We start from the raw sequence: 24006 nt of genomic DNA, 5'->3' as shown, positions 1-24006 counted from the left end.
CAACCATCAGAATTTTCTAGAAAATTCTGCCCACCACGATCTTCTGGAAGATCGTGGTGCCTGCGCTTAGTCGTCGGCGTCGGCGTCGGGATCGGCCTTGCCGACCCCTTTAAAGATCGGCTTGGCCAGAAAGGCCCAGACCAGGCCAAGCCCGACGTAGATCGCCAGTTCCAGCAGGAACGGCGGCCGGTCGAACAGGCCGACGATGGTGATCGCCAGCACGATGTAGACCGGCAGCCCAACCACCAACCACAACAGCGACAGCCGCCGCCGGGCCTTGTAGCTCAGCGCCATCAGTCCGCGAACGGGTCGGTGACAAGGATGGTGTCCTCGCGCTCGGGCGAGGTCGACAGCAGCGCGACGGGGCACTGGATCAGTTCCTCGATCCGGCGGACGTATTTCACCGCCTCGCCCGGCAGGTCGGCCCAAGACCGCGCGCCCGCGGTCGATTCCGACCAGCCCGGCATCGTTTCGTAGACCGGCGTGCAGCGCGCCTGCGCTTCGGACGCGGTCGGCAGGTAATCCAGCGTTTCGCCGTCCAGCTCGTATCCGGTGCAGATCTTGAGTTCCTCGAACCCGTCCAGCACGTCCAGCTTGGTCAGCGAGATGCCACTGACACCCGAGGTCGCGCAGGTCTGGCGCACCAGCACCGCGTCGAACCAGCCACAGCGCCGCTTGCGGCCCGTGACGGTGCCGAACTCGTGGCCCCGCTCGCCAAGACGCTGGCCGTCGGCGTCGTCCAGCTCGGTCGGGAACGGGCCTTCGCCCACGCGGGTGGTGTAGGCCTTCACGATGCCCAGCACGAAATCGATGGCGGTCGGGCCAAGGCCCACGCCGGTCGCGGCCTGTCCGGCGATCACGTTCGACGAGGTCACGAAGGGATAGGTGCCGAAATCAATGTCCAGCAGCGCGCCTTGGGCGCCTTCGAACAGGATGCGTTTGCCGGCCTTGCGTTTCTCGTTCAGGACCTTCCAGACGGGGGCCGCGTATTCAAGGATCTGCGGCGCGATCTCGCGCAGGTCCGCCAACAGGCGTGCGCGGTCCACCGGCTCCAGCCCCAGCCCGCGGCGCAGCGCGTCGTGGTGGACCAGCGCCCGGTCGACGCGCTTTTCCAGCGTCTCGTCATCTGCAAGGTCGGCGACGCGGACGGACCGGCGGCCCACCTTGTCTTCGTAGGCCGGGCCGATGCCGCGCCCGGTGGTGCCGATCTTGGCGACCGAATTCTGCGCCTCACGCGCACGGTCCAGTTCGCCGTGGATCGGCAGGATCAGCGGCGTGTTTTCGGCGACCATCAGCGTTTCGGGGGTGATGTCGACACCCTGCGCGCGGATCGACTCGATCTCTTTGACCAAGTGCCACGGGTCCAGCACGACGCCGTTGCCGATGACGGAAAGCTTGCCGCCGCGCACCACGCCCGAAGGCAGCGCGTTCAGCTTGTAGACCTCGCCGTCGATCACCAGCGTATGGCCGGCATTGTGGCCGCCCTGAAAGCGGCAGATCACGTCCGCCCGCTCGGACAGCCAGTCCACGATCTTGCCTTTACCCTCGTCGCCCCACTGGGCGCCCACGACGACGACGTTGGCCATAGCCATTCCCTTCGATGCCAGAAACCGGAGTCACAAACGGGACCCCCTATAGCGCCCGTCACCGGGGACCGAAACCGATAAATCCAGCGCCTTCCCCGTCGCCCCGCCCGGAACCGGCAGTTGACGCTGGACACACACGCAACAAATCAGACATTCACATCCGGTATCCGTCCCCGCACGCGAAAGGAAATGTCGACCGATGGCCCTGCTGATCCGCTGGATATTCGCCTTCGTTCTGGTGATCGTCACCTATAACCCGACGCCGTGGAACTATACCCGCTGGGCGCTGGACACTTACGAGACGCGGCTGTCCATCGTGGTGCTGGCCGGACTGGTGCTGCTGGTGGGCTACATCATCTTCCTGCGCGCGACGCTGCGGTCCATCGGCCTGTTCGGCGTCGTGCTGATCCTTGCGCTGCTGGGGGCGATCGTCTGGGTGCTTCTGGACATGGGCTGGCTGTCGGTCGAGAATCCCGACGCGATGGTCTGGCTGGGGATCATCGCGGTTTCGGCGGTGATGGGAATCGGCCTGAGCTGGTCGATCATCCGCCGCAGGCTTTCGGGACAACTGGACGTCGACGACATCGAAGAGTGACGCGATGTCGCCAGCCTGCCCCGCGACCCGGCCCGCTGACGGTTTTATCGGTTGCAGTATGACGCCGGGCGCAATAGATACCCCCCGTTGCAAAGCCCAAAGGCCAGAGACCCACTTATGGAAAACGTCATCCTCGTCATCCACCTGATCCTAGCCCTGTGCCTGATCGGCGTGGTGCTGCTTCAGCGGTCCGAGGGCGGCGGCCTGGGCATGGGCGGCGGTGGCGGCGGTGGCGGCGTCATGTCCGCCCGCGGTGCCGCCACGGCGCTTGGCAAACTGACTTGGGGATTCGCGATTGCGTTCATCGCGACCTCGATCGCCCTGACCGTGATCGGCGCCTCGAACTCGAACGACAGCTCGATCATCGACCGCCTTGGCGGCGGCGCCACCGCGCCGGTTGACGAGAACGGCGGCCCCGCGCTTCCGCCGGCCAGCGACCTGCTTCCGCCCACCGGCGGCGACGCTCCGCTGACCCCGCCGCGGGCCGACTGATAATATCCACAACTGATTGAGGGGGAAAAATCCCCCTCTACACAATGTAGCGGTTGGCTTGCGCAACCCGCGGGAATCGGTTATATCTTAAGTCCCGTGGATATGCGTTTTCGAACAGCGTTTCCGCCTGCATGATTCAAGGCTTTCACGGGAGTTTCCGACATATGGCGCGCTTTGTGTTTATCACCGGTGGCGTGGTTTCGTCTCTTGGCAAGGGGCTGACCTCGGCCGCGCTCGGCGCGTTGCTGCAGGCCCGCGGGTTTACCGTGCGGCTGCGCAAGCTGGACCCCTACCTGAACGTCGATCCGGGCACCATGAGCCCGTTCGAGCACGGCGAGGTCTTCGTGACCGACGACGGCGCCGAAACGGATCTGGACCTTGGCCACTATGAACGCTTCACGGGCGTCGCGGCGCGGGCCACCGATTCCGTTTCGTCCGGCCGGATCTATTCCAACGTGCTGGAGAAAGAGCGCCGCGGCGACTACCTCGGTAAGACGATCCAGGTCATTCCGCACGTCACCAACGAGATCAAGGACTGGATCTCGATCGGTGAGGACGAAGTCGACTTCATGCTGTGCGAAATCGGCGGCACGGTCGGCGACATCGAGGGCCTGCCCTTCTTCGAGGCGATCCGCCAGTTCGGGCAGGAACGCCCGCGCGGCGACTGCATCCTGATGCACCTGACCCTGTTGCCCTACCTTGCGGCCAGCGGAGAGCTGAAAACCAAGCCCACGCAGCACTCGGTCAAGGAACTGCGGTCCATCGGCCTTCAGCCGGACATCCTTGTCTGCCGGTCGGAACACGAGATCCCCGAAAAGGAACGCGGCAAGATCGCCCTGTTCTGCAACGTGCGTCCCGACAGCGTGATCCCCGCCTACGACCTTAAGTCGATCTACGAGGCGCCGATGGCCTATCACAAAGTCGGTCTGGATCAGGCGGTGCTGGATGCGTTCAACATCTCTCCGGCGCCGAAGCCCAACCTCGACCGCTGGATCGACGTAGAGGACCGCCTGCACCACGCAGAGGGCGAAGTGCGCGTGGCCATCGTCGGCAAGTACACGCAGCTGGAAGACGCCTACAAGTCCATCGCAGAGGCGCTGACGCATGGCGGCATGGCGAACCGGGTGAAGGTGAAGTCCGAATGGATCGACGCCGAGATCTTCGAACGCGAGGATCCCGCGCCCTACCTTGAAGGCTATCAGGCGATCCTGGTGCCCGGCGGCTTTGGCGAGCGCGGGACCGAAGGCAAGATCCGCGCCGCCCAGTTCGCGCGCGAGCACAAGGTGCCCTATCTGGGGATTTGCCTTGGGATGCAGATGGCGGTGATCGAGGCGGCCCGCAACGTCGGCGGCGTCAAGGATGCCGGGTCCGAGGAATTCGACCACGAGGCCGGCGCCAAGCGGTTCACCCCCGTTGTCTATCACCTCAAGGAATGGGTTCAGGGCAACCACACGGTCAGCCGCAAGGTCGGCGACGACAAGGGCGGCACGATGCGCCTGGGCGCCTATGACGCCACCCTGACCGAGGGCAGCCGCGTCGCAGAGATCTATGGCAACCTTGCCATCGACGAACGCCACCGCCACCGCTACGAGGTCGACATCAAGTATCGCAAGGCGCTGGAGGAGCAGGGCATGTGCTTCTCGGGCATGTCGCCCGACGGCCGCCTGCCGGAAATCGTCGAGTGGAAGGACCACCCGTGGTTCATCGGCGTGCAGTTCCACCCAGAGCTGAAATCGAAGCCGTTCGAACCGCACCCACTGTTCGCGGACTTCGTGCGCGCTGCGAAAGACGTGTCTCGGCTGGTCTAGTCGGGGTCTTGGGCCCGGGCCCCGCGATGCGGGGCCTGCTGGCCCGCCTCTGCCCCGCTTGACGCGGTTGCAGGGCATTTGGGCGAACACTCGTTCACATCACCTTAGGAAGAGAGCCGGCGCGCAGATCCGAAGGGGACCATGCGAAGGAGGGTCTGCGCGCCGGGCTGTACTTCCGTGAGTGGGAACCTTTGGCTTACTCGTACCTGTGTGTTCGTCGTTCGGGCGTTACTCGGCTGCCAGAAGCCGCTGGTTCTGAAGATGCACGGGCATCCGCATGACGGTGTAGTTCCGGCGATCCGCCGCGTCGTGATAGGGCGTGCCCATGCGTTCCAGCGGGAAACCCAGCTGGCGCAGGACGCGGATCAGCGCAACGGCAGAGATGCCCATGTACTCGGACACGTTCTGCGCCTCGGCGATGTCGTACAGGCCCTGTCCGACGTGCTGAAGGCAGCGGGCGCGGTCTTCGGCACGGCGAAGGTCCGGAGAGATCACCAGTCGCGTCATTTCCCAAACGTACGGAGAGATGATGTCGGACGGCATCGCATCATGCGGGATGCTGTCCAGCACACCCTCGCGGGCATCTTTCAGCATGTAGCTGTGCTTGCCCCAGCGAGCGGTCGTCGGCATCACGCGCGTCCCGCCGATGACCTCGCCTTCATGGATGCAAAGCGAGTACCAAGCGGTCGGGTTGTCGTACTGGTCCATCTCGAACTTGTCGTTGTGCGGGATGTCCCATTTCAGGATATCGACGAAAAACCGTTTTCGTAATCCGAGGTAATCGAAGAATGCCGAACCATGCTCGTGCATGGTCGACAAGTCGAACGTGATATGGCGCATTGGTCACTCTCCTTCATGGAGAGTGATTTAACCCGTTCCGTGAACGCTTGTTAATGACTAATCAACAGTGCGGCCCTATCGGGTACTCCCGTGCCGGGCGCGCAACGATGCTAGATAAGCCCATAAGTTGTGGCCATAGTGGCCGCATGGGTACTAGTTTTAGCGTTAAGCTTCGATTTTGCGTTCTTCAGGCGCTGCTTCACGGCCCCTTCGCTGACGCCAAGTAAATCTGCAATCTCTTTCATCAAAAGGCCATTTTTGACCATTCCGAGGGCTTCGAGCTCTGCTTTCGTCAGGTTGGTGGGGGGCAAAAGCGAATCATGCAGCGTCTGCAGGTTGTGCATCAGGGCTTCGATTTCGGGGTCCGCGAACTCGCGATCCGACCGCGCGAACGAGCCGAAGCTGCGCTGTCCCTGGGGTCCCGTATCCCGGCAGCAGACCGCCACGCCGAAGGCCAGCCCGAAATTGGCTGCCTCGTCCATGACGCCGCGCGGGTCGGGAAGCGCAATCTCGCTCCACCGGGTCGCATCCGTGTCGGCCGCGTACAACCAGTTCATCACCGGGTCGGACAGCACGTACCCTTTGGCAGAGTACCGCTGCACCCACTCGGCGGGCAGGACGTTCTGTTCGAACATCGGGAATGCGAAACCGATCCGCAGCGCCAGGAAATGCCCTGACGGTGACAGATCGTTAAAGACGTCGGTCTCGACGTCAAAGCTCATGTTCATCCCCATAAGACCCGCTCTCTGAATAAATGATTGCGATTTTGTACTAACAGACGGTAGGAATCGTCTTGCAGGACAATACGCAGATCCCGCAAACACGCGCAACTTTATAGAGAGTTCCCGGTAGAAACGTGGACAAAAGAGCGAACATCGCCGGCCTGTTGCATGAACTGGACGAATTGTGCCCGTTGGGGTTCGCGATCGCCCTGCACATTAAGTACAACGCGCCCACCTTCCTGTTCCAGACCTTCCCCGAGAAGTGGACGGACGCCTATGCCAGAAATGGCTTTGTTATCAAGGATCCAGCGGTTCATTGGGCGTTCGAGAATACCGGTTTTGTAAGGTGGCGCGACCTGCGTCAGCAGGACAAGAGCGGGGTCATGGAGATGTCGCGGGACTTCGGTCTGAACTACGGGTTCACCGCCTCCATCCACAACGACCACAGCCGCACGCTGGGTGGCTTCGCCCGCGCGGATCGCGATTATCTGGACGTCGAAATCCACGATATTTGCGATAAATTGCAACAGCTTGACGTGGTTACCGCCGGCATTCAGGTGCTGTCGAAGACCGATACGGACGCTTTGCAAAGCATGTCCATTCGGATGACCCATCGCTAGTTAACGATCCCACCAACAATCGCGGCGATTGTTCGCTTTTAGGGCGAGCCGAGAAACGACTCGCCCATTCACAGCGCCCTCAAAGCGCTTTTCACGAGCCGGTGTAGGCACTTTCCCGCCGGTGCATCGCAGACTATATGCCGCCTATGTTCGCAGATCTCATTCGCCGGCTGACAGAGCCGATGCCCCAAACCCTTCCCGATCCGGACGCCCGGCTGGCCCTGACGGCGCTGCTTGTCAGGGTCGCGCGGTCCGATGGGAACTATGCCTCTGACGAGGCTCGCCTTATCGAACGGATCGTCGCCGAGCGGTATGGCCTGTCCCCGTTCGAGGCCCCGAAGCTGCGCGCCGAGGCCGAGGAGCTGGAGGCCGAAGCCCCCGACACCGTCCGCTTCACCCGCGCGATCAAGGATGCCGTGCCCTATGAGGACCGCGCCGCTGTGATCGAGGCGCTTTGGGCCGTGGTTCTGGCCGACGGTGTCCGGGACGAGGAAGAGACCTCGCTTCTACGGCTTGTCGCGAACCTGCTGGGCATCAACGACCGCGACAGCGCCCTTGCCCGACAGCGGGTGGAAGCCCGCGGAAATTGACCGCCGCCCTGCCGATGTACGACCGCCCCGAAACGGCGGCGGCCAACCAGCGGTTGTGGAATGTGATTCGCGGAAATTTGTCCGAAATGTGGCGTGACGCAAGGGAACGGGGCTGGCCCCTGCCCGACCGGCTGTCGCAACCTGAGGATCTTTGGTCACACTGGCTGGACCCCGATCTGACCCTGTCGCAAAGCTGCAGCCTGCCGGTGCGCGACCGCTTGCGGGACAGGGTGACGCTGGTCGGCACCGCCGATTACGGCCTGCCCGACTGTCCACCGGGTCATTACAATAGCGTCTTCGTCGTGCGCGCGGATGATGACCGCGAGCGTCCCGCCGATTGGGCGGGCATGACCTTCGCCAGCAACAGCCGCAATTCGCAGTCCGGTTGGGCGGCGGCGGCCAACCATCTTGCCGAGGACGGGCTGGCCTTCACCGACATCCTGCTGACAGGGGCGCACCGGGTGTCGGCCCTTGTGGTGGCGGAAGGGCACGCGGATCTTGCCTGCATCGACGCGCAGACATGGCGAATGATCTGCCGCTGGGATCCCGACACCGCCGCCGCCCTGCGCGAGGTCGGCCGTACCGCGCCAACGCCCGGCCTGCCCTTCATCACGGCCGCGGGCCGACCGCCAGGCGATCTGCGCCTTGCGCTGGCCGACGCCATCCGCCGGATGCCGGACGCGGACCGCGACGTTCTGGACCTGCAGGATTTCGTCGTGATCGGCGTCGACAGCTACCACGCCGTCCCGACACCGCACTTTCCGAAGGCATCTGCCCGCAAAATCGCCTGAGACGTTGCGGCGCGCGGCCATCACGCTGCCTTTGCGCGTTGCAATCGCATAAGAATTGCGCCCTAATTCTTCGAAACCAACAGGGTCTTCGCGACACAAGGGCAAGGCGTGACGGAACAACCGCCGGTTATTGAAATCCGCGATCTTCACAAGAGCTACGGACAGCTCGAGGTTCTCAAGGGCGTCAGCATGTCGGCCCCGCGCGGGCATGTCATCTCGCTGATCGGGTCCTCTGGGTCCGGCAAGTCGACCATGCTGCGCTGCTGCAACCTGCTGGAAGACAGTCAGGCCGGCGAGATCCTGTTCGAAGGCGAACCGATCCGCTGGAAGGGCGAAGGCGCCGCGCGCCGCCCCGGCGACCGCAATCAGGTGCTTCGGATCCGCACGAACCTGTCGATGGTGTTTCAGCAGTTCAACCTTTGGTCCCACATGACGATCCTTCAGAACGTCATGGAGGCGCCGGTGACCGTGCTGGGCCGCGACCGGGCCGAGACAGAGGCGAAGGCGCGCGAGTACCTTGCCAAGGTCGGCATCGGCGACAAGTGCGACGTCTGGCCCGCCCAGCTGTCGGGCGGTCAGCAACAGCGCGCCGCCATCGCGCGGGCGCTGTGCATGGAGCCGCGCGCGCTGCTGTTCGATGAACCGACCAGCGCGCTGGACCCCGAACTGGAACAGGAAGTCGTCAAGGTCATCAAGGCATTGGCCGAGGAAGGCCGCACGATGCTTCTGGTCACCCACGACATGCGGCTGGCGCATGATGTCAGCGATCACGTCCTGTTCCTGCACCAAGGCCGCATCGAAGAAGAAGGCCCGCCCGACGCGGTCTTCGGCAATCCGCAGACCGCGCGTCTGCAACAGTTTCTGTCGGCCACACGGGCCGCCTGAAAACCAAGCTTCAACTGGGAGAAAGCAATGAAAAAGCTGCTGATCACCGCCGCCGCACTGGCCGTTACGGCCGGCTCGGCAATGGCGCAGGACGTGGTGCGCATGGGCACCGAGGGCGCCTACCCTCCGTGGAACTTCATCAACGACGCCGGCGAAGTCGACGGCTTCGAGCGCGAGCTGGGCGACGAGCTGTGCGCCCGCGCCGAGCTGACCTGCGAGTGGGTGACGAACGACTGGGATTCGATCATCCCGAACCTTGTGTCCGGCAACTACGACACCATCATCGCGGGCATGTCGATCACCGACGAGCGCGACGAAGTCATTGACTTCACGCAAGAATACACGCCGCCCGATCCCTCTGCCTACCTCGCCCTGTCGGAAGACATGGACGTCGAAGGCGGCGTCGTCGCGGCGCAGACCAACACCATTCAGGCGGCCTTCGTGGCCGAACAGGGCTGGACGCTGGTCGAATTCCCGACGCCCGAGGAAACCATCGCCGCCGTCCGCAACGGCGAAGCCGACGCGGTGCTGGCCGACAAGTCCTATCTTGCCGCCGCTGCGGCAGAGAACGACGACCTGTATCTGCTGGAACGCGAGGAAATGATCGGCGGCGGCGTCGGCATGGGCCTGCGTGAAAGCGATCCCGAACTGCGCGAGAAGTTTGACGCGGCGATCCAGTCCATGAAGGACGACGGTTCGCTGAACGAGCTGATCACCAAGTGGGAAGTCGCCTCGACCTTCTGAGGCACTTAGCCGGGGGCGGTCCTGCGACCGCCCCCGCACCAACCGACGGGCCCGACGATGTGGACGCTTGACCGGACATACGACACCTCTGCCGGGCAGGTCCGGGCCGGTGCCGCGGGCGATGGCCCGCCGCTTGTGCTGGCGCATGGCTGGCCGTGGTCGTCCTATTCATGGCACCGCGTCATTCCGGCCCTTGCCGACCGTTTCCGTGTTTACTGGTACGACATGCCCGGCTTTGGCCGCTCGCAACGGGACGGACCCCGTCCCGCCTCGCTGGACGTGCAGGGCGAGGTCTTCGCCGAGATGCTGGATCACCTGCGCCTTGATGCCCCGCGGGTCGTGGCGCACGACTTCGGCGGCGCGGTCTCGCTGCGGGCGCACCTACTGCACAACCGTGACTTCGACCGGCTGGTGCTGATGAACGTCGTCGCGATGCGGCCGTGGGGGTCGGAATTCTTCGCCCATGTCGGCCGCCACATCGACGCCTTCACCGGCCTGCCGCCGCACATCCATGCCGCCGTCGTCGACGCCTACGTGCGCAGCGCGCTGGCCGATCCGGACGCGGGGCCCCTGCCCGAGGACGACATCACCGCGCTGAAGGCGCCGTGGCTGGACGAGACCGGGCAACGCGCGTTCTACGCCCAGTTCGCGATGGCGGACGAAACCTACACCGCCGAGGTCGAGCCGATGTTCGGCGCCCTTCGCTGCCCCGCCGCCGTGCTGTGGGGGGCGGACGATCCGTGGATACCGCTTGCCCGCGGCGCGGCACTGGCCGACCGGGTCGGCGTGACGCTGCAACCGCTCGACGGGCTGGGCCACCTGCCCCAACTCGAGGCGCCCGACCGGGTCGCCGCTCACCTCATTTCCGAACTTACATAGGCGGCGCCGATGTTTGCCTTCTGCGAAGACCCCTCGACGCTTTCGAACCTGCCGTGGATGGCCTGCTATCTGACGACGGGCAAACAGTTCCTGTTCTACGGCTCGTTCCTGACGGTGCTTGCGCTGATCTTCATCACCGCGCCGGTGGCCTTGTTGTTCGGCTTCGGGGGCGCGATGGCGGCCCGTTCGTCGGTGCTGCCGCTGCGCTGGTTCGGCAAGACCTACGTGGCGATGGTCCGGGGCGTGCCCGACATCGTCTATTTCATGTTCTTCGTCATCGCGCTGGATCAGGGGCTGGAATGGATCCGCCACAAGATCAAGTGCCCCGACTGGGACGCGCCGATCCGGCAGGGCAACGACTTTATCGTCTGCGCGCAGGCCAAGCTGCCGCTGTCGACCTCGCCGCAGGTCTGGCACGAGGTCTATAACTTCTCGCTGGCGGTGTTCACCTTCGGCATCGTGTTCGGCGCCTTCGCCGCCAACGTGCTGTACGGCGCGATGCGGGCCGTGCCCCGCGCCCAGATGGAAACCGCCGAGGCCTACGGCATGACGCCCCGCCAGTCCTTCTGGCGCATCCTCGTGCCGCAGATGTGGACCTATGCCCTGCCCGGGCTGTCGAACCTTTGGATGATCCTGATCAAGGCCACGCCGCTGCTGTTCCTGCTGGGGGTCGAGGACATCGTGTACTGGGCGCGCGAACTGGGCGGCTCGGCCAACCCGCGCTTTACCGCCTATCCGCATGGCGACTGGCGGCTGTGGTACTTCATCGGGCTGCTGATCTTCTACCTCGCCTTCACGCGGGTGTCCGAGGTGGTGCTGGCGCGGATCACCCGACGCCTGAGCCACGGACAGGCAACGCTGGGCGGTGTCCGGCAGGGGAAGGCGGCATGATGGTATCGGTCCGCCAACAGGATCTTCCAGAAGATCCCGCCCGTCAGGTTTTTCCAGAAAAATCTGCACCTTCGGAGGCGTTCTTATGAGCTGCTGGGAAACCTTCCAGGCTTATGGCCTGCGCAGCATCGGCTATGGCGAACGGCTTTTGCCGCGTTCCGATTTCACCCTGTGCGAGCAGTTCACGCTGATCGGGTCCGGGCTGATCTGGAACATTTATCACGGCGTCCTTGCGCTGGCGATCGGCTTCGTGCTGGCCATCGCGCTGGCCGTCGCCAAAGCGTCGGATACGCTTTGGGTGCGCAAGCCGGCCGAGTGGTTCATCTTCGTGTTCCGTGGCTCGCCGCTGTTCATCCAGTTCTTCCTGGCCTACTTCCTGTTCCTGTCGCTGAAGCAATGGAGCGGCGTGTTCGACCCGCTCACCAGCGCGGCGTTCGGGGCGCTGATCGTTCTGTTCCTGAACACCGCCGCCTATTCCGGAGAAATCTTCTATGGCGCGTTCCGGTCCGTGCCGCGCGGCGACGTCGAGGCGGCGGACGCCTACGGCATGACTGGCTGGGTTCGGTTCCGCCGGGTGATCTATCCGACGATGCTGCGGCTGGGCTGGCCTGCCTACACGAACGAGGCGATCTTCCTGTTCCACGCGACCACGCTGGTCTTCTTCTCGGGCTTCCCGGCGTGGCAACAGAAGGGGGACGCGCTGTATTACGCAAGCTACTTCGCGGACAAGACGTTCAACCCGTTCGTGCCCTACCCGATCGTCGCGTTCTATTTCGTGCTGCTGACGCTGGCGGTGATCTTCGTCTTCGGGCGGATCAACACGCGGCTGAACCGGCACCTGCCACAGGAACGCCGGTCGCGCCTGCGGGTGCGTCCGCAACTGATCCGCTGAGGATGTCCTTCCGCCCCGCCGCGCGCAGCGACTCGTCCAGTCTTGCCGCGATCTCGATAGAGGTCTGGATCGGCACCTACATCCGCAATGGCGTGAACGGCTTCTTCGCGGATTACGCCCTGTCGACCTTCACGGCGGACCGGTTCGAGGCGCTGCTGGGCGATCCCGGCGAAAGCGTCATCGTGTCCGAGAACCGCGACGGCATCGACGGCTTCGTCCGCGTCACCCGCGACCGGGCGGCGCCCGAAGGGGTCGCGTCCGACACCGAGATCACCACGCTCTACGTACAGCCACGGCACAAAGGCCGGGGGCTGGGCAAGGCGCTGCTGGCCGAAGGGATCGCCATCGCGCGGGCCCGCGGGGCGACGTCGGTCTGGCTGACCACGAACAGCGAGAACACCGACGCAATCGGGTTCTACCAGTCGCAGGGGTTCCGGGTCGTGGGGCGCACGCATTTCCGGATCGGCGACGAAGCCTATCCGAACGAGATCTTGCTGTGCGATCTGGCAGCGTGAACCGCGCCCTGTGCGGCGCGGTTCGCTTTTAAGCGTCTCAGGCCTGATCCAGCGCCGTCGTCAGGTCTTTCAGCAGGTCGTCCGCGTCTTCCAGCCCGACCGACAGGCGGATCAGCCCATCGGTAATCCCCAGCGTCGCGCGCTGTTCGTCGCTCAGGCGCTGGTGCGTGGTGGTGGCCGGATGGGTCACGATGCTTTTCGAGTCGCCAAGGTTGTTCGAGATCGTCCAGATCTCCAACGCGTTCAGCACCCGGAAGGCCGCGTCCTTGCCGCCTTTGACGTCCAGCGCCAGCATGGTGCCGCCGGATCCCATCTGGCGGCTGGCCAGTTCGGCCTGCGGGTGCGACGGCAGGCTGGGGTGGATCACGCGGGACAGCTTGGCGTGCCCGTCCAGCGCCTTCGCCAGTTTCAGCGCACCGTCCGCCGACGCGCGAACCCGCAGGTCCAGCGTGTCCATGCCCTTCAGCATCACCCACGCGTTGAACGGCGACAGCGCGCCGCCGGTGTGCTTCAGATACGGTTCGACCTTCTTGCGGATCAGCTCTTTCGAGCCAAGCACCACCCCGCCCAGACAGCGGCCCTGCCCGTCGATGTGCTTGGTGGTCGAGTAGACGACAAGGTCGACGCCCAGTTCGACCGCGCGGCTGAAGATCGGCGTGGCGAACACGTTGTCGGCCACCACCAGCGCGCCCTTGGCATGGGCCAGTTCGGTCACGGCGGCGATGTCGATGATTTCCAGCGTCGGGTTCGACATCGTTTCGAAGAAGACGGCCTTGGTGTCGTCGCGGATCGCGGCCTTCCATGCGTCAAGGTCGGTGCCGTCGACGAAGGTCACTTCGACCCCGTAGCGGGTCAGGATCTCTTCGAGGATGTACAGGCACGAGCCGAACAGCGCGCGCGACGACACGACATGGTCGCCCGCCTTCAGCAGCGACGTCAGCGCGGCGTTGACCGCCGCCATGCCGGACGCGGTGGCAAAGGCGTCCTCTGCCCCTTCCAGCGCGGCGATGCGTTCCTCGAACATGCGGACGGTCGGATTGCCATAGCGGGCATAGATGAACTCGTCGTCACCGATCTCGATGAACCGCGCTTCGGCCTGCTCGGCGCTTTCATAGACGAAACCCTGCGTCAGGAAGATCGCCTCGCTCACCTCGTTGTACTGGCTGCGGCGGATGCCTTCGTGAACCAGTTTCGTCCGGGTGTTCCAGTCCTTGCTCATGACTTGCGCCTCCTTATGCGCACAAAAAAACCCCCACCGCGATCAGCGCCGGGGGCTTTTACCGTCCGACACCTCTTTAGCGGAATTTTTTAACGTGGCCCGCAATCCGGTGTACAAATCGCCACGACCCTTGCCTTAGACCCAGAGGTGCTGCGCGTCAATCCCGACACGGGAACAGAGCTTGGGGATTGCCGGGATGCCCACGGCGCTGCCTATCGAATAGCCACAAGGCGCGGTGGCAGGGCAAAGCGCGATGGACAGGGTGCATGTCCCGGCGCATCGTAGACGGCGCTGGACGGGGCGCAGGACGGGGCGCCCCGAGCGGCGGTGCAGCCGCCCTATTCGCCGGGTTTGTCGGTCTCGATCCCGTAGGTCTGGAACAGCTTGCCCTGCAGCATGAAGAACGCGAACAGCCCGATGGTCAGGCCGAAGGTCTTGAAGTTCACCCATGCGTCGGTGGACATGGTGCGCCAGATCACCTCGTTCAGCACCGCAAGCAGAACGAAGAACACGGTGACGCGCTTGGTCAGGATCATCCAGCCCTCGGGCTGCATGGGCAGCATCTCTCCCATCACGGACTGCATGTAGCTTTGGCCGCGCAACAGTCCGAAGCCCAGCACCAGCGCGAACAGCGTGTAGATCATGGTCGGCTTCATCTTGAAGAACCGCTCGTCGTTCAGCCACACGGTCATGCCGCCGAACACCACCACCAGCACCAGCGTCACGATCTGCATCTTCGACAGCGTGCCGGTCAGCCGCCACAGCACCAGCGTCGACAGGGCCAGCAGCGGGATGAAGGCCGCCGTCACAAGAATGAAGCCCGAGTATTCCGAGCCGCCGATCACGAAGGTCCGGTCGCGAAGCAGCATGTAGCCGACGAAGAAGGCAAGGATCGGCCCCATGTCCAGCGCCAGCTTCAGCCCCTGCGAGATATTCTTTTCAGCCATTCCTGTCCCTTTCCGTCGAAGCGGCCCTAGCCACCCGTCTCCACTATCACAGCCCCCGCCGCGATCAACGCCATCAGGACAAGACGCCGGGGTCCGACCTTTTCGCGCAGCACCAGCCAGCCGATCAGCGCCGCGAAAACGGTCGAGGTCTCGCGCAGCACCGCTGCCTCGCCGACCTTGTCCAGCCGCGTCGCCAGCATGATCGCGCCGAAGCTGAAAAAGGCGATCACCCCGCCGACGAAGCCCCGCAGGGCCAGCGGCCCCAAGGCGGGCCTGTCGGACATAAGGGCATAGCGCCGCAGCGCAACCACCGGCATGAACAGCCCGTCGAGAAAGAAGAACCATGCCAGGAACGTGAACGGATCTGCGGTCGCCCGGATGCCGTAGGCGTCGTAGGTCGTGTACAGCGCCACCAGCGCGCCCGTCCCCGCCGCCAGCATCAGCGCCACCGGCAGCGTGTCGCGCGCGGTCTCAAGATAGCGCAGGTTGTAGGCCGCCAGCCCGAAGATCCCGGAAAGCAGCACGCCGACGCCCAGCCACTGCACCGGTGTGAAGATCTCGCCGAACAGCAGGTAGGCGCCGATCACGGCAAAGAACGGCGCGGTGCCCCGCACCACCGGGTAGACGACCGTGTAGGCGCCCTTGGTATAGGCCCACGCCTGCGCCAGCTTATAGACGACGTGGATGCCGAAGGCCCCGGCAAGGATCGGCCACATATGCGGCTCTGGCCACGGCACCACGAAGAATGCGAAGGGCGCGGCCATCGCGCCGTATGCGAAATCAATCGCCCCCCGCGACAGCCACGGATCGTGGCGACCCTTTTGCAGCGCGCCGAACACCGCGTGCAGGAACGCGGCCAGCAGCGCCAGCGCCAGTGCCAGCTGGTGCCCCGCCTCGGTGCCCTCCAAAGAGATCAGCCAATCGCTCACGGCGAACCTGCTTGGCCGGGCGACCCTAAGGCGCAAAGACTGCGCTGCACCCGCTCGAAACGCGGCACGTTTACGCTAGACTTTGAGGGAACAGGAAAGGCCCTTCCCATGTTCGACACCATCGCCAGTGAGTTCTCCGGCAATTTCGCCGCCGTCCCGTGGGAGATCGCGGCGATCCGGCTGGTGTCGGCCATCCTGCTTGCGGGCGCCGTGGGGATAGAGCGCGAGTGGCGCAACAAGCCTGCGGGCCTGCGCACGCACATGCTGATCTCGTTGGCGGCCTGCCTGTTCATCATCGTCAGCCAGGAACTGTCGCAGCTGCCCTTCGGCGATGGCGAGAAACGGATCGACCCGCTGCGGCTGGTCGAGGCGGTGACCGCCGGTGTCGCCTTCCTTGCCGCCGGGATCATCTTTACCTCGGGCGGCAAGGTGCACCACGTCACCACCGGCGCGTCGATGTGGCTGGCGGGCGCCATCGGGCTGGCTTGCGGCGCCGGACAGATGCCATTGGCGGCGCTGGCTACCGGTATCGTTCTGGCGGTTCTGGGGATTCTGCGGTTGTTCGAGGGGCGCGACGGCAAGGAATAGCCCCGCACGGTCACTCCGCCCGTTCCTGCCACGGACCATCCCCCCGATGCATCGCACAAGGCCGCGCGAAGGCCGCTCCGGGCGGGCAGATCGCCAGCACCGCAGCGGCCAGTCGGCTCACGCGCCCGTCTCCAGGCCGGTCAGCGCGGCGGCGAATTCCTCGGGGTCGAAGGGCGCAAGGTCGTCGATCTGCTCGCCCACGCCGATGGCGTGGATCGGCAGGCCGAACTTGTCGGCCAGCGCCACCAGCACGCCGCCCTTGGCGGTGCCATCCAGCTTGGTCATCACCAGCCCCGACACATCGGCCATTTTCTGGAACGTCTCGACCTGGCTCAGGGCGTTCTGACCGGTCGTCGCGTCCAGCACCAGCAACGTGTTGTGCGGTGCGTCGGGGTCCTTCTTGCGGATCACGCGGACGATCTTCGACAGCTCTTCCATCAGGTCGGCGCGGTTCTGCAGGCGACCGGCGGTGTCGATCATCAGAAGGTCGGCGCCCTCGGCCTCGGCCCGCGTCATCGCGTCGAAGGCGAGGCTGGCCGGGTCGGTGCCCTGCGGCGCGGTCATCACCGGCACGCCGGCGCGTTCGCCCCAGACCTGAAGCTGCTCGACCGCCGCCGCGCGGAACGTATCACCGGCGGCGATCACCACCGACTTACCGGCGGCGCGGAACTGGCTGGCCAGCTTGCCGATCGTGGTGGTCTTGCCGGACCCGTTCACGCCCACCACCAGCACGACCTGCGGCTTCTTCGCGTAGATCGGCATCGGCTTGGCGACGGGTTCCATGATGCGCGTGACCTCGGCAGCCAGCAGCGCCTTGATCTCATCGACCGACAGACGGCGGCCGAACCGGCCCTCGGCCATGTTGGCGGTCACGCGCAGCGCGGTGTCAACGCCCATGTCGGCGGTGATCAGCAGCTCTTCAAGGCTTTCGAGCATGTCGTCGTCCAGCACCCGGCGCACGACGGTCTTCTCGGGCGCGCGGCCCATGAGACGGCCAAACAGGCCCGGCCGCGCAGGTTCCGGCGCGGCTGTCGGCTGCGTCTCGGCGGCGCGCTCGACCTCCAGCGGTTTCGGGCTGGCGGCGGGCGGTTCCGGCGCGGGCGACGGTTTCGGCGCGGGCTGCGGCGTGGGCGTCGGCGCGGGTTGGGGCGCGGGTGGCGTCGGAGAAGCAGGCGCCGGTTTCTGTTCCGGTGCAGGCGCCGGCTCGGGCGCAGGTGCGGGTTCCGGCGCCGCCGGTGCCGCCTGTTCCTCGGGCGCTACGGTCTCTTCTTCGCCGCCATCCTCGACAATGGCATCGAGCCCCTGCTCGATCTTCGACGACGACCCGGTCAGCCGCTGCTTCAACTTCTTGAAAAAGGACATGTCCCGCCTTTCCTGATACGGTATTTCAGGTAATCGGTTCCGTCCGGGTTTGGAAGCCCCGCGGCGCCTTAACCGTTTGTTCCGGGCCTTTGCGCCCACCGTCCGAAGCCCGACCGAAACCCAATCGCCGCCTTGCGTAGCGTCACCCTAGTTCACGCCATCTTGTTGCCCCAATGACCATAAATACGGACGACAGCCCCGGATTGTCGCGCAAGGGTCAACCCGCGCGCCCGGGTCCGGACACAGCCGGGTTCGTCTTTGCCTGGACGAGCCTGACCCCCGTCTTCCTGCTCGCGGCGGGGGCTGTGTTCGGTGATCGCTGGGGCGGCGCATGGATCTGGGCCGCGCTGCTGTACATGGCGGTCCTGACCTATCTTCTGGACGAACTGATCACCGCTGCCGCCCCCGCCGACGGGGTCGAGTTTCCGGCCCACGACCGGCTGTCCGTCGTCCTTGCCGTCGGGCATTTCGCCGTGCTTTTCCTGACCGTCCGTGCGCTGGCCGGGGACGCGCTGGACCCGGCGCGGAAGGTGGCGCTGTTCCTCGCGGCGGGGCTGTTCATGGGGCAGGTGTCGAATTCGAACGCGCACGAACTGGTCCACCGCGGCGGGCGCGGACTGCGGCGGCTGGGGACGTGGGTCTATATCTCGTTGCTGTTCGGCCATCACGCCTCGGCGCATCCGCTGGTCCATCACGTCCACGTCGCCACCGACCGCGATCCGAACTCGGCCCGGCTGGGCGAAAGCTATTGGCGGTTCCTGCCCCGGGCATGGGTCGGCTCGTTCCGGGCCGGGATGAAAGCCGAAACCGCGCGGCTGGCGCGGTCGCGCCAGAAGAAGCTGCATCCCTATGCGGTCTACGTCGGCGGCGGGCTGGCGATGCTTGCGGTTTCGGCGCTGATCGCGGGACCGTGGGGCGTGGCGGTGCATCTGTGGCTGGCGGGCTATGCCCAGTCGCAGCTTCTGCTGTCCGACTATGTCCAGCACTATGGCCTGCGCCGCCAGATCCGCGCCGATGGCCGGCCTGAGCCGGTGGGACCGCGCCACAGCTGGAACGCGCCGCACTGGATGACCGGGCACATGATGCTGCACGCGCCGCGCCATTCCGATCACCACGCACACCCCTCGCGCCCCTACCCTGCGCTGGAACTGCCCGCGCCGGACGTCGCGCCGATGCTGCCGCGCAGCCTGCCCGCGATGGCGACGCTGGCGCTGTTCCCGACGCTGTGGCGGCGGGTGATGGATCGTCGCGCCCGGCGTTGGCAGACCACGGATCTGCAAACCGATCACGATCCACGCACCGGCGACCGCGCCGCGCCCGAACCTCTGGCCTGAGCCACGACAATCTGCCATTCTGACGCCATGACGCACCAACGCCCGATCCGAACGCTTGCGCTTGCCCTGCTTGCCGTCTCCGCCCTTCCGGCCGCCGCGGCCGACAGCATGAGCGCGGACGAGTTCGAGGACTATGTCGAGGGCCGCACGCTGACCTATCACGACGGCGGCGTGGCCTATGGGATCGAACAGTACCTGCCGGGCCGCAAGGTCCGCTGGGCCTATATCGGCGACCAGTGCTGGGACGGCTATTGGTACGAGGAAAACGCGAACATCTGCTTCGTGTACGAAGGCAGCCCCGAGCCGAAATGCTGGAAGTTCAGCGACGACGGCGGCAAGCTGTCCGCCGTGTTCATGGGCGATGGCAACGGCCGCGAATTGTACGAGGTCACCAACAGCCCCGACCCGCTGACCTGCCTGGGCCCGGACGTCGGGGTCTAGGCCGCCTTAGGGCGAGATGAAGGTGACGCCGGCCATCCGTTCGATCTGATAGACGTCGTCCTCGTAGATCGAGGTGACCTCTTCCACCAACTCCGGGGTCCAGCCCGGCAGGTCGATCTCTTCTTCCAGCGCATCGTCCAGCGCGAATTTGTCAAGGAACGCGGCGATCACCCGGCGCCGCTGGATCTCGTTCGCCGGCGGATGGGTCGCGATGTACTTTTCCATCTTGTCGAACCCGTCCTCGGTCATGATCGACTTCAGAACGTCGTTGTCGCCTTTGAACGGCAAGGTCATTTCGGTGTCGGTGATTTCGCGCAGGATCTCTGGCCAGATCATCGGCGTATCCTCGTTGCACCAGACGGTGATCGGGCAGTCGGGATTGTATTCCTGGATCTTCTCGATCACCGCCGTCCACCGCATCTCGCGCGGGTCGGTCTGGCGCACGAAGCCTTCGTAGCCCGGCATGTTCTTCAGCTTCAGCGCATCCGGCAGATAGGTCGCCGGGTTGCGGATCGCGATGAAGAACTCGCACGGGTTTTCGGGGAACAGGTACCGCAGCCACATCGACCGGAACCCGGCCTTGGAATACAGCTGGTTCTTCTCGAACACGCCCTGCGGCAGCGACAGGTAATCCTGATCGCTGAAGATCGCGCGTTCGACCGGGTAGTCTTCCAGCAGCAGCTGGTACAGTTCGCGCTGGCGCTCGTCCGGCATCGGATCACCGCGGAACTCGTGCATATGCTCGCGCACCGTCGTGCGGTACCGGCGGGGGCGCGGGACGATGATATTGCGCTTCTGCAGATCCACGCCGTCCTGCAACAACGAGCGCACAAGCATGTTGTCGTCGGTGCAATGCACACCGAGATGATAAACGAACGTGATGGCCGGGCTGCCGAACTTCATGGCGCCCCTCCCCTGAAGTAACTCGAACCGCTGCAATAGTGATGGGATACCCTTGCACCGCGAAAGAGGCAACATGGGGAACTTGCAGAGATTTTTTCAACCTGCAGGGTGATCAATCCACCGCACGGCCAGCGGGCGGATCGCAGTTGAAGAAGAGGTCCGGCGGTGTGTCGGGGCCAAGCAGGTCGTCGGGGATGACCGAGGGCCCGTTCAGGAACACGTTGGTTCCGAAATGGCGGTGCATCCGAGACAGCCGCTTCATCCGGTCCGACGTCAGGCTGGCGTACAGCGCGGCATAATCCGGGTCCGATTTCAGCTCGGCGATCACCTCGCGGTGGTGCGCGACAGAAGCGGCGTGCGCGGCGGCGATCTGAGGATCGGCCATCAGCCGCGCCAGTTCCGCGTCCAGCAGCGCGTCGCGGCGGCGGATCGAGCGGTCTTCCTCGGCGTTGTTGTTCATGCGGAACCAGTAGCCTTCATGCTGGTCCTGCTCGACATGGTTCACCCGGCCCCGCCGCCGCTTCACAAGGTAGCTGTCCGCCGACCGCACCGCGTAATGGTTCAACGTGACAAGGTCATAACCCCATGTTTCGCCGGTGCTGCGCCAGCCGGTGCGCAGGATACTGTCCGGCATCGGCCGTCCCGACCCGTTGACCCAACGCACCTGCCCTTCCCGCGCCGGGTTCAGGTTCTTCGGCCGATGAACCGCAAGGCGCCCGAACAGATCCTGATTGCGGTACAGGGTCTTGAACGCCCACGCCTGATGCGGGCGGCGGATCAGCTGCGGCGCGCAGCGGTGGAACTGGCGGGTGACCGGCATATCCTCGAACCCGTCGATGTCGGCATTGCCGAACAGCCGCCACGTCAGCGAGACCGCGTTGGCGTCTCCGATGGCGGCGAACAGGTCGTCCAGCCGCCCAGCGCCCGCGTGGATGTTGACGAACTCGTCCACGTCGATGGGCAGAATCCATCCCGCGTTCCGCACCACCGCCTCGGTCGACGCCGCACGCAGCGCGGCTTTCTGCGGTTTGTCCCCGGACTTTCGGAACGGGTTCGGCCGGTGCTGCACCAGCCCGCGCGCCTGCAACAGGTCCAGCAGGGTATCGGTGCCGTCGTCGCAATCGTTGGTGTAGACCAGAAAGTCATCCACCCCGATGGCCCGGTGCCACGCCAGCCATTCCAGCAGGAATGGCCCCTCGTTCTTCATGCAGGTCACCACCACCGTCCGCTCGGACGGCGGCGGTGGCAGGGGCGTGGCGGCCTTCGCCGGGGCGCGCCGTTCGGGCGGCGGCACGGGGGATGCGCCGAACACCTCGGTCGCGCGCCGCATCAGCTTTGGGTCGCCGGTCAGGCGGTCCTTCACCACCAGTTCCTGCACCGCGTTGTCGGGGTGAACCAAGTTCTGGCAGCGGTCGAAGCGTCGAATATCCTCGGCATCGGCCTTGACCCCGGCGATGCCGCCGGGATGCCAGACCGCGCCGGGCCCGGTGCGGTGCGGGTCCGCGGCCCAGCGCAGGCCCGCGCCCTCTGGCGGCTGCGCGCGGCAGACGTGGTCGCCATAGGTAGGCCGCAGGGCCTTGCGCACCCGCCACGGAAAGATCTGCTCGCCCCGGATCGCGACCAGCCCGGTGTCGGATCGGCGCGCCGCGTCGAAGACGGTGTCCGCTTCTCCAGCGGTCGGCAGCAGGTCGGGCGGGTTCAGCGTGACCACGCCGCGCGCTTCTGCAAGGAACCGCCATTTCAGCACGTCGTACACCAGCGGCTGCCCAAGCGGCGCGCGCCAAGCGTCGGGCTCCGGCGCGGCCTTCCACCGGCGCGGCGCCGCATTCGGATCGCCCAGCGCGGGCGTATCGGCCATGCCCAGCGGTTGGTCGGCGGTCGCGACCACGACCCGGACCAGCCCCGGCACGTCGCCGACCTGAGCCGTCAAGTCCGTTGCGAACCCATCGCGATCCGCGCCCGGCGCCGTCCGGTCCAAGATCACCGCCGCCTGCGCCCCTTGGTGCGCCGCGTGATAGCGCAGCCAAGCGGCCACCTCGTCGGGCGGTTCATGATGGCGCTGCGCCAGCAGCACGTTCAGCCCCGCGAAAAGGCCTGTCTCGGGCGCGGCGGGCAGGATTTCGGACACCGTTCCGCCGATCCGCGCCTGCAACGGGCCCTCTGCCAGCTCGGTCTGGGCCGTGACCACGACGTGGCCGCCGACCGTCGTGGCGCGTTTGATGCGCAGGTCCCCGGCATCCGGCGTCAACGCGGGCCTTGTGCCGTGCACGCCCCACAGCCGCACCGCGCAGCCGAAAACCGACGGCCAGCGCAGCGCGTCAAGCAGCGGTGCGTCGCCCAGACGCCCGCCGGTCAGGCTTCGGGTCAGGACCTGAGCTTTAGCCATCCAGCGCCTGAAACCGGGAAACGAGGTCGCGGATGTCATCGCCCGGCAGCGGTGTGCTGTCGGCAGCCAGCAGCAGGCGTCCGTACAGCCTTAGCTCTGCCTCGGTGCGCATCATCTCTTCGAACCGGGCATGGTGCCACGCCAGCCCTTCGGCGTGCAGCCGAGCCATGCCGGGAAGCCTCATCACCTCGTCCAGCGCGGCGCGGACGGCGGGGGCGTGGCGTGCGATCGACAGATCCTCGACCGTGTTGAAGTTGCGTTCCACCCAATACATCAGGTCGATGGCCTTGCGGGTCCGGTTTGGCAGCCCCCGCAGGCGTTTCAGCATGAAGCTTTGCGCGGACCGCAGCGAATAGTGGTTGAGCTGCACCAATGCCGTCCCCTCGGGCAGACCGAACAGCGTGATGCGCTTGTCGTTCTCCGCGAACCAGTCCGGCAGCGCCCGTCCCGAGCCGTCGACCCAGCGGGCCGCCTGCCCTTTCTTGTTGCGCGGACGGTGAACGCCGGGGCGCGCGAACGGCCCGTCGCGGCGGAACAGCGTCTTGAACTGAAGCCCCCCCACCGGATAGGCGCAGCCCGGCGGCGCGGCGCGGGTGAAGGTTTGTGTCGTTGGCGCGTCCGTCAGGCGACGCTGCCCGTTGCTGCCGAAGATCCGCCACGGCAAAACGACCGCCTCGGCGTCGCCGACCGCCCCCACCAGATCCTGCAGCGTGCCAAGCGGCGCACGCAGGTTCACGAACTCGTCGCTGTCGATGCCAACGATCCAGTCCGCCTGTTTGCGCAGCGGATGCCCCCATGCCTGCTTCAGCGCGTTCCACTGCACCGACTTGCCTTCGGCTGGCCGGTTCGGCAGGTGCGTCACGCACAGAGGCGCCATCGCGTCCAGCATCGCGTCGGTGCCGTCGCCACAGTCGTTCGAGAAGATCAGGAAGTCCGTCACGCCCAGCGCGCGGTGATGCGCGATCCATTCGGGCAGGTGCGGTGCCTCGTCCCGGACCGCCGAAACCAGCAGCACCCTCACCCGCGTGTCCCCGAAACGATTGCGTT

General features: G+C 65.4%; 26 protein-coding genes and 1 riboswitch. Of the genes, 15 read left to right on the top strand and 11 right to left on the bottom strand.

Translation table 11 applies throughout. The annotated features are described in order from the left end of the window. Positions 1 to 66 precede the first annotated feature (66 nt). Together P1K30_RS01475 and P1K30_RS01470 are read right to left on the bottom strand one after the other, a co-directional pair. Positions 67 to 294, bottom strand: a complete 228-nt coding sequence (locus P1K30_RS01475; protein WP_275630896.1) for a DUF2842 domain-containing protein — start codon at positions 292 to 294, stop codon at positions 67 to 69. Continuing rightward, positions 294 to 1586, bottom strand: coding sequence for an adenylosuccinate synthase (locus P1K30_RS01470; protein WP_275630895.1), 1293 nt, complete (start codon positions 1584 to 1586; stop codon positions 294 to 296). Before P1K30_RS01470 ends, P1K30_RS01475 begins: the two co-directional genes overlap by 1 nt. A gap of 199 nt (positions 1587 to 1785) precedes the next feature. On the opposite strand from P1K30_RS01470, the gene P1K30_RS01465 reads away from it, so the two are divergent. The 3 genes from P1K30_RS01465 (at position 1786) to P1K30_RS01455 (ending at position 4481) form a co-directional block, all read left to right on the top strand. Beyond that, on the top strand, positions 1786 to 2181 hold the full coding sequence (locus P1K30_RS01465; protein ID WP_275630894.1) for a DUF6524 family protein: 396 nt from the start codon (positions 1786 to 1788) through the stop codon (positions 2179 to 2181). 117 nt (positions 2182 to 2298) lie between these two features. Then, positions 2299 to 2673: a preprotein translocase subunit SecG gene (secG, locus tag P1K30_RS01460; protein ID WP_275630893.1), complete on the top strand. Its 375-nt coding sequence runs from the start codon at positions 2299 to 2301 to the stop codon at positions 2671 to 2673. Between the two features lie 164 nt (positions 2674 to 2837). After that, on the top strand, positions 2838 to 4481 hold the full coding sequence (locus P1K30_RS01455) for a CTP synthase (protein ID WP_275630892.1): 1644 nt from the start codon (positions 2838 to 2840) through the stop codon (positions 4479 to 4481). A 228-nt stretch (positions 4482 to 4709) separates the two neighbouring features. Here P1K30_RS01455 and P1K30_RS01450 read toward each other — a convergent pair whose 3' ends face one another. Both P1K30_RS01450 and P1K30_RS01445 read right to left on the bottom strand, forming a co-directional pair. Continuing rightward, a complete protein-coding gene (locus P1K30_RS01450) occupies positions 4710 to 5321 on the bottom strand; it encodes an acyl-homoserine-lactone synthase (RefSeq protein ID WP_275630891.1) in 612 nt (203 codons plus the stop codon). Positions 5322 to 5431: 110 nt separating this feature from the next. Beyond that, positions 5432 to 6043 (bottom strand): helix-turn-helix transcriptional regulator, encoded by a 612-nt coding sequence (locus P1K30_RS01445; RefSeq protein WP_275630890.1) that lies wholly within the window; start codon positions 6041 to 6043, stop codon positions 5432 to 5434. A gap of 134 nt (positions 6044 to 6177) precedes the next feature. On the opposite strand from P1K30_RS01445, the gene P1K30_RS01440 reads away from it, so the two are divergent. The 9 genes from P1K30_RS01440 to P1K30_RS01400 all read left to right on the top strand — a co-directional run bounded on the left by P1K30_RS01440 (position 6178) and on the right by P1K30_RS01400 (position 12850). Beyond that, positions 6178 to 6663, top strand: coding sequence for an autoinducer binding domain-containing protein (locus P1K30_RS01440; RefSeq protein WP_275630889.1), 486 nt, complete (start codon positions 6178 to 6180; stop codon positions 6661 to 6663). A gap of 146 nt (positions 6664 to 6809) precedes the next feature. Beyond that, positions 6810 to 7253: a tellurite resistance TerB family protein gene (locus tag P1K30_RS01435; protein ID WP_275630888.1), complete on the top strand. Its 444-nt coding sequence runs from the start codon at positions 6810 to 6812 to the stop codon at positions 7251 to 7253. 14 nt (positions 7254 to 7267) lie between these two features. Further along, positions 7268 to 8044: a phosphate/phosphite/phosphonate ABC transporter substrate-binding protein gene (locus P1K30_RS01430; RefSeq protein ID WP_275630887.1), complete on the top strand. Its 777-nt coding sequence runs from the start codon at positions 7268 to 7270 to the stop codon at positions 8042 to 8044. A 108-nt stretch (positions 8045 to 8152) separates the two neighbouring features. Continuing rightward, positions 8153 to 8929, top strand: a complete 777-nt coding sequence (locus P1K30_RS01425) for an ABC transporter ATP-binding protein (RefSeq protein WP_275630886.1) — start codon at positions 8153 to 8155, stop codon at positions 8927 to 8929. A 27-nt stretch (positions 8930 to 8956) separates the two neighbouring features. Next, complete coding sequence (locus P1K30_RS01420; protein ID WP_275630885.1) at positions 8957 to 9673, top strand: transporter substrate-binding domain-containing protein; 717 nt, start codon at positions 8957 to 8959, stop codon at positions 9671 to 9673. 57 nt (positions 9674 to 9730) lie between these two features. Beyond that, positions 9731 to 10552: an alpha/beta fold hydrolase gene (locus tag P1K30_RS01415; RefSeq protein ID WP_275630884.1), complete on the top strand. Its 822-nt coding sequence runs from the start codon at positions 9731 to 9733 to the stop codon at positions 10550 to 10552. Between the two features lie 9 nt (positions 10553 to 10561). Then, a complete protein-coding gene (locus tag P1K30_RS01410; protein ID WP_275630883.1) occupies positions 10562 to 11443 on the top strand; it encodes an ABC transporter permease in 882 nt (293 codons plus the stop codon). Between the two features lie 85 nt (positions 11444 to 11528). Then, positions 11529 to 12335 carry an ABC transporter permease gene (locus P1K30_RS01405; RefSeq protein ID WP_275630882.1) on the top strand — a complete coding sequence of 269 codons (807 nt, stop codon included), beginning with the start codon at positions 11529 to 11531 and terminating at the stop codon, positions 12333 to 12335. Positions 12336 to 12337: 2 nt separating this feature from the next. Further along, the gene (locus tag P1K30_RS01400; RefSeq protein ID WP_275630881.1) at positions 12338 to 12850 is read left to right on the top strand and encodes a GNAT family N-acetyltransferase; all 513 of its coding nucleotides are present in this window, start codon (positions 12338 to 12340) and stop codon (positions 12848 to 12850) included. Positions 12851 to 12887: 37 nt separating this feature from the next. Here the strand turns inward: P1K30_RS01400 and metZ are convergent, their stop codons facing one another. From metZ to P1K30_RS01385, 3 genes are all read right to left on the bottom strand, one after another. Then, positions 12888 to 14069, bottom strand: a complete 1182-nt coding sequence (gene metZ, locus P1K30_RS01395) for an O-succinylhomoserine sulfhydrylase (RefSeq protein WP_275630880.1) — start codon at positions 14067 to 14069, stop codon at positions 12888 to 12890. Positions 14070 to 14124: 55 nt separating this feature from the next. Further along, positions 14125 to 14204, bottom strand: a riboswitch (SAM riboswitch). A gap of 203 nt (positions 14205 to 14407) precedes the next feature. Next, on the bottom strand, positions 14408 to 15016 hold the full coding sequence (locus tag P1K30_RS01390; protein WP_275630879.1) for an inner membrane-spanning protein YciB: 609 nt from the start codon (positions 15014 to 15016) through the stop codon (positions 14408 to 14410). A 26-nt stretch (positions 15017 to 15042) separates the two neighbouring features. After that, entirely contained in the window at positions 15043 to 15945 is a 903-nt protein-coding gene (locus tag P1K30_RS01385) for an EamA family transporter (protein WP_275630878.1), read from the bottom strand. Between the two features lie 108 nt (positions 15946 to 16053). Here P1K30_RS01385 and P1K30_RS01380 point away from each other — a divergent pair, with 108 nt between their 5' ends. After that, positions 16054 to 16533, top strand: coding sequence for an MgtC/SapB family protein (locus tag P1K30_RS01380; RefSeq protein WP_275630877.1), 480 nt, complete (start codon positions 16054 to 16056; stop codon positions 16531 to 16533). Between the two features lie 117 nt (positions 16534 to 16650). Here the strand turns inward: P1K30_RS01380 and ftsY are convergent, their stop codons facing one another. Further along, on the bottom strand, positions 16651 to 17895 hold the full coding sequence (gene ftsY, locus P1K30_RS01375; protein WP_275630876.1) for a signal recognition particle-docking protein FtsY: 1245 nt from the start codon (positions 17893 to 17895) through the stop codon (positions 16651 to 16653). Between the two features lie 173 nt (positions 17896 to 18068). On the opposite strand from ftsY, the gene P1K30_RS01370 reads away from it, so the two are divergent. Next, entirely contained in the window at positions 18069 to 19229 is a 1161-nt protein-coding gene (locus tag P1K30_RS01370) for an alkane 1-monooxygenase (RefSeq protein WP_275630875.1), read from the top strand. A 27-nt stretch (positions 19230 to 19256) separates the two neighbouring features. Further along, a complete protein-coding gene (locus tag P1K30_RS01365; RefSeq protein ID WP_275630874.1) occupies positions 19257 to 19670 on the top strand; it encodes a hypothetical protein in 414 nt (137 codons plus the stop codon). Positions 19671 to 19676: 6 nt separating this feature from the next. Here P1K30_RS01365 and P1K30_RS01360 read toward each other — a convergent pair whose 3' ends face one another. From P1K30_RS01360 to P1K30_RS01350, 3 genes are all read right to left on the bottom strand, one after another. Next, a complete protein-coding gene (locus P1K30_RS01360) occupies positions 19677 to 20573 on the bottom strand; it encodes a hypothetical protein (protein ID WP_275630873.1) in 897 nt (298 codons plus the stop codon). Between the two features lie 112 nt (positions 20574 to 20685). Continuing rightward, positions 20686 to 22959, bottom strand: coding sequence for a glycosyltransferase family 2 protein (locus P1K30_RS01355; protein ID WP_275630872.1), 2274 nt, complete (start codon positions 22957 to 22959; stop codon positions 20686 to 20688). Next, positions 22952 to 23980 carry a glycosyltransferase family 2 protein gene (locus P1K30_RS01350; RefSeq protein WP_275630871.1) on the bottom strand — a complete coding sequence of 343 codons (1029 nt, stop codon included), beginning with the start codon at positions 23978 to 23980 and terminating at the stop codon, positions 22952 to 22954. The genes P1K30_RS01355 and P1K30_RS01350 overlap by 8 nt, the downstream gene beginning before the upstream one ends. Positions 23981 to 24006: the final 26 nt, after the last annotated feature.

Source organism: Psychromarinibacter halotolerans (assembly GCF_029168315.1).
Taxonomy (GTDB): Bacteria; Pseudomonadota; Alphaproteobacteria; order Rhodobacterales; family Rhodobacteraceae; genus Psychromarinibacter; species Psychromarinibacter halotolerans.
This window is presented reverse-complemented; position numbering and strand designations above follow the sequence as displayed.

Bases quoted from the DNA above. Each gene is read 5' to 3' on its own strand.
- P1K30_RS01475 (WP_275630896.1), bottom strand. From the start codon at position 294: ATGGCGCTGAGCTACAAGGCCCGGCGGCGGCTGTCGCTGTTGTGGTTG.
- P1K30_RS01470 (WP_275630895.1), bottom strand. From the start codon at position 1,586: ATGGCCAACGTCGTCGTCGTGGGCGCCCAGTGGGGCGACGAGGGTAAA.
- P1K30_RS01465 (WP_275630894.1), top strand. From the start codon at position 1,786: ATGGCCCTGCTGATCCGCTGGATATTCGCCTTCGTTCTGGTGATCGTC.
- secG (WP_275630893.1), top strand. From the start codon at position 2,299: ATGGAAAACGTCATCCTCGTCATCCACCTGATCCTAGCCCTGTGCCTG.
- P1K30_RS01455 (WP_275630892.1), top strand. From the start codon at position 2,838: ATGGCGCGCTTTGTGTTTATCACCGGTGGCGTGGTTTCGTCTCTTGGC.
- P1K30_RS01450 (WP_275630891.1), bottom strand. From the start codon at position 5,321: ATGCGCCATATCACGTTCGACTTGTCGACCATGCACGAGCATGGTTCG.
- P1K30_RS01445 (WP_275630890.1), bottom strand. From the start codon at position 6,043: ATGAGCTTTGACGTCGAGACCGACGTCTTTAACGATCTGTCACCGTCA.
- P1K30_RS01435 (WP_275630888.1), top strand. From the start codon at position 6,810: ATGTTCGCAGATCTCATTCGCCGGCTGACAGAGCCGATGCCCCAAACC.
- P1K30_RS01430 (WP_275630887.1), top strand. From the start codon at position 7,268: ATGTACGACCGCCCCGAAACGGCGGCGGCCAACCAGCGGTTGTGGAAT.
- P1K30_RS01420 (WP_275630885.1), top strand. From the start codon at position 8,957: ATGAAAAAGCTGCTGATCACCGCCGCCGCACTGGCCGTTACGGCCGGC.
- P1K30_RS01415 (WP_275630884.1), top strand. From the start codon at position 9,731: ATGTGGACGCTTGACCGGACATACGACACCTCTGCCGGGCAGGTCCGG.
- P1K30_RS01410 (WP_275630883.1), top strand. From the start codon at position 10,562: ATGTTTGCCTTCTGCGAAGACCCCTCGACGCTTTCGAACCTGCCGTGG.
- P1K30_RS01405 (WP_275630882.1), top strand. From the start codon at position 11,529: ATGAGCTGCTGGGAAACCTTCCAGGCTTATGGCCTGCGCAGCATCGGC.
- P1K30_RS01400 (WP_275630881.1), top strand. From the start codon at position 12,338: ATGTCCTTCCGCCCCGCCGCGCGCAGCGACTCGTCCAGTCTTGCCGCG.
- metZ (WP_275630880.1), bottom strand. From the start codon at position 14,069: ATGAGCAAGGACTGGAACACCCGGACGAAACTGGTTCACGAAGGCATC.
- P1K30_RS01390 (WP_275630879.1), bottom strand. From the start codon at position 15,016: ATGGCTGAAAAGAATATCTCGCAGGGGCTGAAGCTGGCGCTGGACATG.
- P1K30_RS01380 (WP_275630877.1), top strand. From the start codon at position 16,054: ATGTTCGACACCATCGCCAGTGAGTTCTCCGGCAATTTCGCCGCCGTC.
- ftsY (WP_275630876.1), bottom strand. From the start codon at position 17,895: ATGTCCTTTTTCAAGAAGTTGAAGCAGCGGCTGACCGGGTCGTCGTCG.
- P1K30_RS01370 (WP_275630875.1), top strand. From the start codon at position 18,069: ATGACCATAAATACGGACGACAGCCCCGGATTGTCGCGCAAGGGTCAA.
- P1K30_RS01365 (WP_275630874.1), top strand. From the start codon at position 19,257: ATGACGCACCAACGCCCGATCCGAACGCTTGCGCTTGCCCTGCTTGCC.
- P1K30_RS01360 (WP_275630873.1), bottom strand. From the start codon at position 20,573: ATGAAGTTCGGCAGCCCGGCCATCACGTTCGTTTATCATCTCGGTGTG.
- P1K30_RS01355 (WP_275630872.1), bottom strand. From the start codon at position 22,959: ATGGCTAAAGCTCAGGTCCTGACCCGAAGCCTGACCGGCGGGCGTCTG.